This window comes from Komagataeibacter xylinus (genome assembly GCF_031081985.1).
In the GTDB taxonomy this organism is placed as follows: domain Bacteria; phylum Pseudomonadota; class Alphaproteobacteria; order Acetobacterales; family Acetobacteraceae; genus Komagataeibacter; species Komagataeibacter xylinus_E.
On record NZ_JARWSK010000001.1, the window covers coordinates 136,328 to 149,111 of the forward strand.

Here is a 12,784-nt window from a genome sequence, read left to right on the forward strand (position 1 = left end):
AGGGGTGAAGGGAGGCTACGCGCATGCTCGAGGTTAACGACGTGCACCTGCATTATGGCGCGGCGATTGCCCTGCGTGGGGTCTCGCTTGCCGCAAGGGCAGGGGCCGTGACATGCGTGCTCGGCCGCAATGGCGTGGGCAAGACCAGCCTGATCCGCGCCATAACCGGCATGCATGCCACAAGCGCTGGCACGATCATGTGGGAGGGCGAAGATATTACCCGGCTTGCAGCCTATGACCGCGCCCGGCGCGGCATTGCCACCGTGCCGCAGGGGCGCGACATCTTTCCGCTGCTCAGCGTGCGCGAAAATCTTGAAACCGGCTTCGGCCTGCTGCCGCGCGGGCAGCGCCGGGTGCCGGACGAGATATTCGACCTGTTTCCCGTGCTGGCAAAAATGCGCGACCGGCGCGGCGGCGACCTGTCGGGCGGCCAGCAGCAGCAGCTTGCCATTGCGCGCGCGCTGGTCATCCGCCCGCGCCTGCTGGTGCTTGATGAACCGACCGAGGGCATCCAGCCCAGCATCATCAAGGATATCGGCACCATCATCGGCATGCTGCGCGACCGGGGCGACATGGCCATCGTGCTGGTGGAGCAGTATTTCGATTTTGCCTATGAACTGGCGGACACAATTGCCGTGCTCGACCGGGGCAAGGTGGTGCTGGCAGGCCAGGCCCGCGACCTCGTGGCGGAGGATGTGCGCGCCTACATCACCATCTGACCGGCAGGCGGAACGCGATCGATATGTTTACGGCTACCCGGCATGGAACATACGCCATTGCATGCGCCCTGCTGCTGGCCAACCTTATGGCATGGGCGTGGGCCATGACCACGCTGGGCAGCGCGCCCGTTCTGCTGGGCGCAGCCGGGCTGGCATGGGCATCCGGCCTGCGGCACGGGCTTGATGCCGATCATATCGTGGCGATCGACGTGGTGACGCGCCGGCTCATGCAGGCGGGGCGCGCGCCTGCGCTGGTGGGGGTGTTCTTCTCGCTCGGGCATTCCACCGTGGTCATGCTCGCCACCCTTGCGCTGGTTGCACTGCCCGTACAGGGCTGGCTGGAGCGATGGCATCTGGTGGGCGGTGGCTTCGGTACGCTGGTCTCGGCGGTGTTCATGCTTGCAGCCGTCACGGCCAATGCCCGCATGGCCCTTGGCCAGTGGCGGGCGCTGCGCCAGCCTGCCCGGTTGCCTTCCGTGCCGCCCGCGGGTCTTGTGTCCGGGCGGGCAGGGCGGTGGATTGGCCGGAGCTGGCAGATGTACCCGCTCGGTTTCCTGTTCGGGCTGGGTTTTGATACCGCAAGTGAAATCGGCCTGCTGGGCATGGCGGCGGTTCAGGCCCATCATGGGCTGGGGGTTGCGGGGGTCATGACGTTTCCGCTGCTTTTTATGGCGGGCATGGCGCTGGTTGATACGCTGGATACCCTGCTCATGTGCCGGGCCTATGGCTGGGGCATGCGCTCGGGCCGCAGGCGCGTGGCTTATGATCTGGGCATCAGCCTTGTCTCCCTTGCCGCAGCGGCAGGTATTGGCGCGATCGAACTGGGGCAGAATTTGCCGGGCAATGCGGCGGGGGGCAACCTGCTCATGCGGGGGCTGATGGCGGCTGGTGATCATCTGGCCGGGCTGGGCGCGGGCATCGTGCTGGTTTTTCTGGCCCTGTGGGGTGGTGCCGTTCTGATCAGCCGCAGGCAGGCCAATCGTATCTCCCCGACCTGACCCAAGGCTGGATCAGGATGCGTGTTTCCACAAAGGTGGCGGTTCCTGATGTGCCCGAACGCCTTGAGGACCACCGGTGACACCGGGCTATCCCGTTCGTACCTATGATGCACTTTTTGCAATGAAGGCGTCTTTAAACGCAAAAAAAGCATAATTTGTCTTGATCTGTATGGAAGGAATTTTTAGGTTTGCCATCAGTATAATCGGCTCTCTCCGCCATGGCCTGATGCCCGGGCCAGCAAGCGTAGTGTTTAGGAATCACGATCAATGACGTTTTCTCAGCCACCCGAAATTCCCGGCGGTCTTGCAGCGCTGGAAAGCCGCGTGCGGCAGGATGTGGCCTGGCTGGACCTGCCCACCCGCTCGTGGGTGCCCGAACGCAGCGTGGACGGGCGGCATGTGCTCGACGTGGTCGTGGTCGGTGGCGGCATGGCGGGGCTTACGGCATCGGGTTATCTCAGGCGCTACGGGCTGCTCAACCATGTCGTGCTTGACCAGGCACCCGCAGGGCAGGAGGGGCCGTGGGTTACCTATGCCCGCATGACTACGCTGCGCTCGCCCAAGACGCTGTCCGGCCCGTGCATGGGGCTGCCGGGCCTGACCTTTCGCGCGTGGTATGAAGCGCGTTTTGGCACGGTCGCGTGGGATGGGCTGGACAAGATCCCCCGCCAGACATGGATGGCCTATCTGGAGTGGCTGCGCCATGTGCTCGACCTGCCGGTGCGCAATGGCGTTACCCTGACCAATGTGGCCCGCGCGGCTGATGGCGTGCTGGCGCTGACGGTGGTGCAGGATGGCGTAACCGAAACCCTTCTGTGCCGCCATCTGGTTCTGGCCACGGGGCGTGACGGGCTGGGCGGCAGCTACGTGCCGCCGGTCATTGCCGGCCTGCCGCGTGATTACTGGCGCCATTCAGCCGATCCGATTGATTTTGAAGCCCTGAAGAACCGCCGGGTGGTGGTGGTGGGTGCGGGTGCTTCCGCCATGGATAACGCCGCCACGGCGCTCGAGGCGGGGGCTGCGCGGGTGGATATGGTCATACGGCGCGCAACCCTGCCTGCCGTCAACAAATTCACCGGCATTGGCAGCATGGGCGTGGTGCAGGGTTTTGTCGGCCTGCCTGACGGGTGGAAATGGCGCTTCATGGATACGGTGCTCGATGCCCAGACCCCGCCGCCACGGCCAAGCGTGCTGCGGGTATCAAGCCACCCTAATGCATTCTTCCATCTGTCGTGTCCCATCGACCGGATTGAGGTGGCGGGCAATGCCGTGCGCCTGCATACCCCGCGCGGCGTGATGGAAACCGATTTCATCATCGCCGCCACCGGCTTCTGCGCCGATCTGTCCCGCCGGCCTGAACTTGCAGCCATGGCGCCGCATATCCGGTTGTGGAAAGACCGCTTTACGCCTGCCGCGCAGGACATGCCCTCGGGCCATGTCAGCGCGGAACTGGCAACCTCGCCCGATCTCGGGCCGGGGTTCGAGTTTTTGGAGAAAGTACCCGGTTCGTGCCCGTGGCTGAAATACGTGCACTGCTTCTGCTTCCCCGCCACGCTGTCACACGGCAAAGTCAGTGGCGATATTCCCGCCATCAGCGACGGGGCCGAGCGCCTTGCGCGCCACATCACCCGCGCCCTGTTCGTTGAGGACCGCGAAACCCATTATGCCAACCTCGTGGCGTTCGACACGCCCGAACTCAGGGGCGATGAATGGCATGACAGTCCGCTCCCTGCGATAGGGTGAGGGGAGCCCTGCCGCGTTTGCGTTTGCTGGCATGATCGTGGGTGGGTAGCATGATGGACATGGATGCAGCCCTTCCCGATCTGAGACAGCTTGAGGCCTTCTGCGCCGTTATGGCCACGGGCAGCATGACGGGGGGCGCGCGCCTGGTGGGCCGGTCGCAATCCATGGTCACGCGCATGATCCAGGACCTTGAGGCCGGGCTGGGGTTTACGCTGTTTCACCGCAACGGGCCGCGCATTACCCCCACCGAGCAGGCGCTGCGGTTCCAGCCCGAGGCGCTGGCCCTGCTCGGCGGCGTGCAGCGCCTGCGCGAGAATGTGCATGCCATTGCCCATGATGTGGAAAATTCCCTGCATATCTGCGCCATTCCGGCACTTGCGGCGGGCCTGCTGCCGCGCGCGCTCGGCTGCCTGAAACAGGGCACCCTGCCGCGTGAGGTGCATGTGCGCAGCATTCCGGCGGATGAAGTGGTGCGTGCCGTGGGCCGCCGGGATGCGACATTCGGGCTGGTCAGTTTTCCGTTCAACCACCCCGGCGTAACCCTGCAATGGATCGGCATGGCGCCCTGTGTCGCGGTCATGCGGGCGGATGACCCGCTGGCTGCCAATGCGCGTGTCAGCCTGCATGACCTGGCCGAAAGCAGGCTGCTCACGCTGGCCAACCCGTTCAGGATACGCAACACGATCGAACGCGCCTTTGCGCAGATGGGCTGGACGCCTGCCACCATCATGGATTCCAACATGGCCATGGTCTTGATGGGGCTGGCACGGGCCGGGCTTGGTGTTGGCATTGTCGATCCCGTTACGGCGGCTGCGTTCGACCAGCCTGACCTGGCCATACGCCCGCTGGATGTAAACCTGCCATTCTTTTTTGGCGTGGTCACACCGACGGGCCTGACCCCATCACCCGCGCTCGAGGCCCTGTCGCGCGCAGTGGAGGACGCCGCCCGCAGCCTCATGCCCGACCTGAGGCGCTACACGCACGAAAGTGCGGACCTGATTGAAAGCGCGCTTTACGGCACGGAGCCTGTTGAGGACGCCTGATAAAGCACTGTTTGAAACCAATGCATTGATGAAAAATGATAAAAGTTTTTTGGGTGCTGCCTTTTTTTCAAAAAGGTGGCGTTCTTCAAAGCTTTTTGAAAAAAGCTTCACCAAAAACTTTTATCGGGTCTTCTTTCACGCCAGCACGGCCGGGCGTATCAGGTCGCGGCCCGGTATCGCTGCAAGCAGGCGCTTGGTGTAGTCATCATGCGGGGTGGAGAAGACGGTCTCGGTCGGGCCATGTTCGACCTGCTCGCCCGCGCGGATGATCGAGACGGTGTCGGCAATGCGCCGCACCACGGCCAGATCGTGCGATACGAACACATAGGTCAGGTCAAGCTGGCGTTGCAGTGTTTCGAGCAGGGTCAGGATTTCGGCCTGCACCGATACGTCTAGTGCCGAGACTACTTCATCCAGAATCAGGATCTTCGGGTCGCACAACAGCGCGCGCGCAATGGCCAGGCGCTGGCTCTGTCCGCCAGACATATTGGCTGCCCTGCGCTCCAGCACGGCAGGCGGTAGCTGCACCCGCTCCAGCATGGCCCGGACCCGTTCTGCGCGCACGCTGCGGTCGCGCAGGCCCGCATTGATAAGGGGTTCGGCCAGAATGTCAGCGGCCCGGTTGCGGGGGTCGAACGAGACATGTGGGTTCTGGTAGACAAACTGCACCGCGCGGCGCAGCGCGCGCCGGGTGGCGCCTTCAACCCGTGCCGGGTTCTCGCCCAGAATATGCACTGACCCACTATCAGGCGTAATCAGCCCCAGCAGGCAGCGCAGCAGCGTGGTCTTGCCCGAGCCGGACTCGCCTACGATGCCATGCGTCTGCCCGGCCACTACGTTAAAGGAAATATCGCGCACCGCCTTGTGCCCCGGCCTGCCGCCAGCACCCTTGTAGGCATAGGTCAGGTGCGAGACGACAATCGCATCCTCACGCGGGCCTTCCGCGCGGCGGGGCGCGCGGGCTTCATGGAACAGGGGCAGGTCGGCCAGCAGGCGGCGGGTGTAGGGCGTGCGCGGGTTGGCGAACAGGGCTTTCGTCTCGCCGGTTTCGCACAGCGTGCCATGTTGCAGCACGGCCACGCGGTCGGCCTGCTCGCTGGCCAGGCCCAGATCGTGGGTGATGAACAGCATGGCCGTGCCCATTTCGTGGCGCAGTTCGGCCAGCAGCGCCATGATTTGCACCTGCACCGATACATCGAGCGCGCTGGTGGGCTCATCGGCCACGATCAGGGCGGGACGCTGGGCAATGGCGGCGGCAATCAGCACGCGCTGGCGCATGCCGCCCGAGAGTTCATGCGGGTACTGGTGCAGCCGCCGCTCCGGCTCCTTTATGCCCACGCGCTCAAGCAGGCCCACCAGCATGCGCCGCGTTGTGGCGATATTGCTGCGGGGTTCATGCAGGTGCACCGCCTCGACAAGCTGGGCGCCGATGGTGCGCACAGGGTCGAGCGAATGGGCCGGGTCCTGCGGAATGAGCGCCACCCGCGCCCCACGGATGCGGCGCAGCGCGCGCTCGGGCAGGCCCACGATTTCGGTATCGCCTACCTTGATCGAGCCGCGCTGGATGTGGGCACTTTCAGGCAGCAGGCCCAGTATGGCGCGGCCCAGCGTTGACTTGCCCGAGCCGGATTCACCCACCAATGCCAGCATCTCGCCCGCGCGGACCTCCAGCGAGACCCCCTTGAGCGCGTGGTGCGCGCTGCCCCGGCTTTCATACACCACATCAAGGTCACGGATGCTGAGCTGGGGGAGAGCAGCGTTCATGGGTCCATCCTTATGGCGCGTGACAGCAGCGTTGCCGCCCATGCGGAGAAGATGATGGCAAGGCCGGGGAAGGTGGTCAGCCACCAGGCGGTTGCAAGGTAGTTGCGGCCTTCGGTAATCATCAGCCCCCATTCCGGCGTAGGCGGCGATGGCCCGTAGCCCAGAAAGCAGATGGTCGATATGGCAAGGATGGCCGTGCCCAGCCGCAGCGTGGCAAGCGACAGCGCGGGCGCAAGGCTGTTGGGCACGATATGGCGCCACACCACCTGCCAGAAGGTGGAGCCGATGCCGAAGGCTGCCTCCACATATTCGGTCGCGCGCACGCGCACCACCTCGGTGCGGATCATGCGCGTAAAGCCTGCCACCTGGCTTATGCCCACGGCAAAGGCCACATGCGTAGCCCCCGGCCCGATCAGGGTGATGATGCTGAGCGAGAGGAAAAGCTCGGGGATGGCCAGCACCATGTCCGCCCCCGCAAGGATGGCGCCCGACAGCCTGCGCCCGCCCAGCCCCGCCGCAAGCCCCAGTGGAATGGCCACCAGCAGGCTGATCGCCACGGCCAGCATGGCGGCGGAAAGGGTGGAGAAACTGCCATGCATGATGCGCGAGAACACATCGCGCCCGAACTGGTCCGTGCCAAACCAGTGCGTGGCTGACGGTGCCATGAGCCGCTCATCCGTCTGGCCGGCCAGCGGGTCAAGCGGGGTGAACAGGCCGGGGCAGAGTGCCACGAGCACCAGCATAAGCACGGGCAGCACGCCAAGCAGGCGCGGCAGTGTCACGTCATGGCGCTGGCGCCACCGGGCAAGGGCCGTGTTCATGCAGCCCCTCCTGCCTGCGTGCGGCGGATGCGCGGGTCGATCAGCGGATGGAGCGCATCAACGGTGAAGTTGATGACCACGAACCCCGCCACCGAAATGAGGATGATAGCCTGCAGCACCGCCACGTCCTGATTGGCCACGGCCTGCTGGGCCAGTTGCCCCAGCCCGTCCAGGCCGAATACGGTCTCGGTCACCACGGCGCCGGCCAAGATCTCGCCAAACACCAGTCCGCTTATGGTGAGCGTGGGTGGCAGTGCGTTGGGCAGCACGTGGGCATAAAGAATGCGCAGCGGCGAGGCGCCACGCGCGCGCAGCACGTCAATGAAGGGCTGGGCCATGACCCGCTCTGCCGCGCTCAGGAACACCTGCGTCAGTGGCGCCGAAATGGGAATGGCCAGCGCCAGCCCCGGCAGCACCGCCGCTGCCCAGCCAGAAACGCCCACCACCGGCACCAGCTTCCAGTGAAACGAGACAAGCTGGATTGCCACGATCTCGAGCCAGAAGACGGGAATGCCGCTCGCCAGCCCCGGCACCAGCCGCAGGGCCGCGCGCAGGGGGCGCAGGGGCGCAAGCAGGGCGGCGGTGGCAAAAGCGGCTGCCAGCATGATCGCGCCGCCAAAGCTCACCACCGCAAGGCGCAGCGTGGTGGGGTAGGCGGCATGCAGCATGCGGCTGACCGGCACCCCGGTCTCGATGGAATAGCCAAGCTGGCCTGCCAGCGTGCGGCCCAGCACATGGGCATATTGCACGAAGGCGGATTCATCAGCGCCATAGCTTGCGCGTATATCGCTGATCTGCTGCGGGCTCAGGCCGAGTTCGGGGTCCTGGAACTTGATCAGCACGGCATCGCCCGGCATGACCTGCAACAGCACGAACGAGAGCGTGAACGCCCCCCACAGCACCAGCAGCGCCTGGGCCGCGCGGGAGAGAATGTAACGTATCATGGGTGGCGCCTCATCCTACGGCCTTGCCAGCCAGGTGCGGTAGAAAACAGGCCGCCCCACGGCCTCGAAACGCATGTCATGCACGCGGGCCGACCCCGCATAGACCTGTGGCTCCTCGAATATGGGAATACTGTAGCCTTTGGCCAGAATATCGGCCTGCACGCGGGCGAGGTCGGCAAGGCGCGTGGCGGGATCAGTGTCGGAGGCGACTTCGTCGAGCAGCCCGTTGAGTTCGGGGTCGACAAAGTGTTCCACATGGCGGCTCTGGCCGCCTTTTTGCAGAAGCACGTTGCGGTTGGTGGGGTAGAACGCGCTCTTGATCACATCGGGGTCGGCGCGGCCCACCTCGGCATGGAACAGGGGGGTTACGGCAGGGTTGAGGTTGTCGAGCACCGTCATGGCCGGGCTGCCTGACAGGATGGTCAGCCGCACGCCTGCCTTGCGCCATTGCTGGGCCAGCAGCACCAGCATGCTCCGGCTCTGCGGCTGGGGCAGGGCCTCATGCACGGCCAGCGCAAGGGCCACCCCATTGCGCCGCCGCCAGCCATCGCCATCAAGCGTCCATCCGGCCTCATCGAGCAGGCGGGCGGCAAGGGCGGGGTCATAGGTCAGGTCGGCAGCATGGTCGACAAAACCCTGCGCGTCAGCAGCAATGACCGAGCGCGCCAGCGGGTAATGGGGGGAATAGAGCGTGCGCAGGATGTCGGGCCGGTCGGTGGCGTGCAGCAGGGCAAGGCGCACGCGCGGGTCGGCCACCAGCGGGTTGTCGGGGCGGAAGACCACGCTGTTGTTCACCCCACGGGTGGAGGCGGCGTAGATCGTATCGCCATGCCGGGTGATCTGCTCTTCATCATAGGCTTCGACCGCGCGGGCGAAGTCGGCCTGGCCTGCAATGAAGGCGCCGATGCGGATGCTGTCTTCAGGCACCACGATGATGCGCACGCCCGCCAGCCGGCTTGGCCCCTGCGGGGCAAGCTGGTCAGGCCCCCATGCATAATCGGCGCGCGTGACCAGGTCGACCGACTTGCCCGGCACCTCGTCGCGCACCACGAACGGCCCGGAGCCGATCACATGCCGCGCGTCGCCCCATTCATCAAGCGGGCGGCGCAGGCTTGCGGGCGAGACCAGACCCGAACCAATGACCGACGTGCCCTGCAGAAAGCCGGGCGAAGGTTTGCTGAAGTAAAAGCGTACCGTCAGCGGGTCGATGACCTCGCTGCGTTCGTAATTGTTGATGACCTCGGAAGGCGGCAGGTGCAGCGTGCGGTTGCCCTTGCCAAATGTATCGTAATTGAGGGCTACGGCCGCCGCATCAACCGGCGTGCCGTCAGAGAAGGTGACGCCGGGGCGCAGCGTGAAGGTAAAGATAGTGCTGTTTTCATTCACGCTCCACGCGGTTGCGATCCATGGCTCGATTTTAAGCGTGTCGGTGTTCTGCCATGTCAGCCGGTCCGTGATCTGGGCCAGGATGCCGCCATTGGGGTAGAAGCCGCCAGCGGGAGGGTAGAGGTTTTTATGGGGCTGTTTTTCCAGGTAGAGCAGCGTGCCGCCGGGAGTGGCGGCATCGGTTGCCCGCGCGGGGGCAGGGGCCTGAAAAGCCAGGCACGCGGCCAGCGCAAGTACTGGCCGCGACAGGGGTATGACAGCACGAAACGGATGAGGCATGCGGTGCGGGCCAGTCAGAACGTGTATCCAAGGCGGGCGTAGTAATAACCACCCTCATACCCGCCAGGCGCGGTCATGGGGTAGGCAAACACGCCACTGCTTTCCTTCAGCGCCTGTTTGTTGGTGCGGGTTGGGTATTTGTTGAACAGGTTGTTGGCCCCCAGCGTGATGACAAAACCATGGCCCACCCGCGCCGAGGCTTCAAGGTTTGTTATCACCTGCGGGCGCACATGGGTCCAGTAGGCGCCCGGATCGCTCTGGTAAACCAGCCACGCCACCCCGGCGTAGCGCTGCTCCTGCACAAACACGCTGTAGCGTCCCTTGCTCCAGTTGAGCGAGAAGGATTCCTTGTTCTTGGGCGAGGAACGCAGCAGTTCCGTCTCGGCCGCCTTGGAGAAGTAGGTCTGCCCCAGCGTGGTCAGGATGGCGGGCGTGGAGGCGTAATGGGTCATTTCCGTATCGGCCGCATTGGCCTGCACGGAGCCGATCAGCACACCGTAAGAGGGCTTGATGGGGAATTTGTAGCTGATCTTGGCCGTAAAGCCGTTGGTGGTGGTGTTGCCCACATTGGTCATGTAGCTGGCATAGGTAATGTTGTCGCCCACGCCATGGGCCGAGAGGTAGTTGGCCATGACCGTGCCGGAAAAGGCGCTGGTGCTCTCGATACGGTCATTGATGTCGATGCGGTAGCCATCAACCGAAAGCTGAAGGTCGCGCACCGGCTTCCAGTCCAGCCCGATGCTGTAGCTGCGCGAGTATTCGCCCTTGGGGTTGTGCGAGCCGAGCAGGCGCGCGACATCGTTGGTCTGTGACAGGTTGACGGTGGTATAGCCCGGCCCCGAACTCGTGGCGTCGTAATGGATCGCGCCCAGCGTGGGCGGCCGGTAGCCGGTATTGACGTTGGCATGGATCGAGAAGTTCTTGGTAAAGTTGTAGCGCGTGCCGATCGAGCCGGTGGGGGCGGTGGTGGTGTCGGAATAGTTCACCACATGGCCGCCGATCGTCCATTCCCATTTGCGGGTGACGAAAATGTCCAGCCCCACATGGCCATCGAAAATGTCACGCGACCAGTTGCCTGCATTGCTGGGCTGAAAGCCGTTATAGCCGGTCGCACCCGGCGAGTTGCTGCCGTTATAATCTGGCCCCGTGGCCCATGACTGGTAGTCGCCCGCGCCGATCTGGTAGGTATCGTGCCGGTATTCCAGCCCCCAGTCGAGCACGGCGGGCTTGGGCAGCGCGCGGCTTGAAAAGCGCTTGGAGAACTTGGCGCCGCCAATCAGCTCCGCATTGACGATCTTGCCCTGGTTGAAGCTGGTCTGGCTCAGCGCGCCAAAGGTGGGGTTGTTGTCGTCATACACGCCCTCATTGACCTGTTCGCGCCCGAACGAGGCATAGGTGTTCCACGCAACGCCCGCGGGCATGGTGCCGCGCAGGCCGCCATTGACTTGAAAATCCATTTCATCGAACGTTTCGATCGGCTCGAACCCGTTGGGGTGGAGCGATGGCACGTTGTTGATGTTGGTTGCCCCGCGAATGAAGCCGATGCGGTCGGTGCTGCGATGGGCGAGGGTGGCGGTGCCATAGGCCTCGACCGAGCGGCTGATGGGCATGTGCGCGTTGAAGCTGAACAGTTCGGCCAGCGAGCGGCTCAGGCCCTCGATGCGGTTGACATCGCCGAGCGTGGGGTTGATGCCATCGCGGTGGGTGGGGAGCTGGTTCTGCACCTGCCAGGCCAGGTCCATGCCGCCACCCTTGTTGCCAAGCTGGCGCTCAAGGTCGCCATAGGCGGTAACGCCCTGGCCATCACCCCTGTAATAGCCGCTGTTCTGGATGTTGGCGGTGCCGCCATTGCGGTTGCCCGCCTTGAGTACGATGTTGATCGCGCCGCCAATGGCGTCCTGCCCGTACAGCGCGGTGGCGCCCTCGGTCACGATTTCCACATGGTCGATCGCGCTGAGCGGGATCAGGCTCAGGTCAGCCGGTTCCGTGCCCTGGGCGGGGCCATAGTTCCAGTTGCCAATCGCGCTGGCATGGCGGCGCACGCCATTGACGAGCACGAGCGTTTCATCCGCGTTGAGGTTGCGCAGGATGACGGTCTGGGTAGGGGTGGTGGAATAACCGCCGCCACCACCACCCGGAGGGGCATTGATCTCGGGCGAGGACTGCTGGAGTGCCGCGATCACGTTTGTCTGCCCGGTCTTGAGCAGGTCGGCCCCCGTCACAATCGCCACCCGCGTGGTGCTGTGGCGCGGGGTGGAAGTGCGGAAGGCGGGCGAGACATCGCCTACATCCTTGGTGGTGGTGATGCGTTCGACCGCCGGATCGGCCCAGGCGCAGACAGGGGAGCAGGACACGGAGACCACACCGGTCAGAAGGACAATTTTCGAGAGCCGTACCGGCCTTGTGTGCGTGTTCATCCTGCGTCTTTCCTAGACTGAAGCCCGACTGCGGGCCTGGTGCAGAGTCCTGTTCGCTGTCGTGCTATATTAATTCCACAACATTAATTTGTGTATAATTCACGAAAAATAACCCGGTCAACGCGCAAATATGTTTTTACCGTGTAATTACGTTATTTATGATGCCCGGTGTGCATAATAGACACACCCACCCCGGCAACCATGCCACCCTGCGCCCGCGCCACATTGCTGAAATAAAAAAGCCCGGCAGCCAGAAAGCCGGGCGGGATGACCCGGCGGCCCGGACCATCACCAGCCTTGAATGGTATTGTAAAGGTGCATGATGGCTGTGTAGCCATCATGGCGCCGTTTACCGATTCAGCCTGTATCCTTCTTAACGGGCAAGGGGTGATTGCGTTCGCTTGTTTCGTTTTGAATCAGATTTTCATGGTCGCCATGGGCATGGATCAGCAGGTGGAACAATTTTACTATTGGAATCGTTAATTATATCGCAAGGCCGTAAACGGGAGGGGCGTCTACCGGGTGGGGCCAATGGAAAAATTCGGCTTCCGGCCTGCCTTTGTGTTCAGGGGGGAGTGTGCGAGGGTAAGCGTGGCGGATGGTCGTGCGGCGTAACGCGGCGGGTCATGCAGGTGCGGCATGCCTGCACCCGGCCTTTGGCGGAGTACTG

Annotated in this window: 10 protein-coding genes; 5 read left to right on the forward strand and 5 right to left on the reverse strand. The window is 63.9% G+C overall.

Annotated features, from left to right (window positions below; genetic code table 11):
- Positions 1 to 23 precede the first annotated feature (23 nt).
- The 4 genes from urtE (at position 24) to QEG70_RS00680 (ending at position 4,503) form a co-directional block, all read left to right on the forward strand.
- On the forward strand, positions 24 to 719 hold the full coding sequence (gene urtE / locus QEG70_RS00665) for an urea ABC transporter ATP-binding subunit UrtE (RefSeq protein WP_308718864.1): 696 nt from the start codon (positions 24 to 26) through the stop codon (positions 717 to 719).
- 23 nt (positions 720 to 742) lie between these two features.
- Positions 743 to 1,717, forward strand: a complete 975-nt coding sequence (locus QEG70_RS00670; protein WP_308718865.1) for a HoxN/HupN/NixA family nickel/cobalt transporter — start codon at positions 743 to 745, stop codon at positions 1,715 to 1,717.
- Positions 1,718 to 1,984: 267 nt separating this feature from the next.
- Positions 1,985 to 3,460, forward strand: a complete 1,476-nt coding sequence (locus tag QEG70_RS00675; protein WP_308718866.1) for an NAD(P)/FAD-dependent oxidoreductase — start codon at positions 1,985 to 1,987, stop codon at positions 3,458 to 3,460.
- 59 nt (positions 3,461 to 3,519) lie between these two features.
- Positions 3,520 to 4,503, forward strand: a complete 984-nt coding sequence (locus QEG70_RS00680) for a LysR family transcriptional regulator (RefSeq protein WP_308718867.1) — start codon at positions 3,520 to 3,522, stop codon at positions 4,501 to 4,503.
- A 135-nt stretch (positions 4,504 to 4,638) separates the two neighbouring features.
- Here QEG70_RS00680 and QEG70_RS00685 read toward each other — a convergent pair whose 3' ends face one another.
- Genes QEG70_RS00685 through QEG70_RS00705 form a run of 5 tightly spaced genes read right to left on the reverse strand, consistent with a single transcriptional unit; the run spans position 4,639 to position 12,114 of the window.
- Positions 4,639 to 6,267 carry an ABC transporter ATP-binding protein gene (locus tag QEG70_RS00685; RefSeq protein ID WP_308718868.1) on the reverse strand — a complete coding sequence of 543 codons (1,629 nt, stop codon included), beginning with the start codon at positions 6,265 to 6,267 and terminating at the stop codon, positions 4,639 to 4,641.
- Positions 6,264 to 7,088 carry an ABC transporter permease gene (locus QEG70_RS00690; RefSeq protein WP_308718869.1) on the reverse strand — a complete coding sequence of 275 codons (825 nt, stop codon included), beginning with the start codon at positions 7,086 to 7,088 and terminating at the stop codon, positions 6,264 to 6,266. The genes QEG70_RS00685 and QEG70_RS00690 overlap by 4 nt, the downstream gene beginning before the upstream one ends.
- The gene (locus QEG70_RS00695; RefSeq protein WP_308718870.1) at positions 7,085 to 8,032 is read right to left on the reverse strand and encodes an ABC transporter permease; all 948 of its coding nucleotides are present in this window, start codon (positions 8,030 to 8,032) and stop codon (positions 7,085 to 7,087) included. The genes QEG70_RS00690 and QEG70_RS00695 overlap by 4 nt, the downstream gene beginning before the upstream one ends.
- Positions 8,033 to 8,047: 15 nt before the next feature.
- On the reverse strand, positions 8,048 to 9,697 hold the full coding sequence (locus tag QEG70_RS00700; protein ID WP_308718871.1) for a TIGR04028 family ABC transporter substrate-binding protein: 1,650 nt from the start codon (positions 9,695 to 9,697) through the stop codon (positions 8,048 to 8,050).
- A 14-nt stretch (positions 9,698 to 9,711) separates the two neighbouring features.
- Positions 9,712 to 12,114: a TonB-dependent receptor plug domain-containing protein gene (locus QEG70_RS00705; protein ID WP_308718872.1), complete on the reverse strand. Its 2,403-nt coding sequence runs from the start codon at positions 12,112 to 12,114 to the stop codon at positions 9,712 to 9,714.
- 267 nt (positions 12,115 to 12,381) lie between these two features.
- Between QEG70_RS00705 and QEG70_RS00710 the strand changes: the two genes are divergently transcribed.
- On the forward strand, positions 12,382 to 12,597 hold the full coding sequence (locus QEG70_RS00710) for a hypothetical protein (protein WP_308718873.1): 216 nt from the start codon (positions 12,382 to 12,384) through the stop codon (positions 12,595 to 12,597).
- Positions 12,598 to 12,784 lie beyond the last annotated feature (187 nt).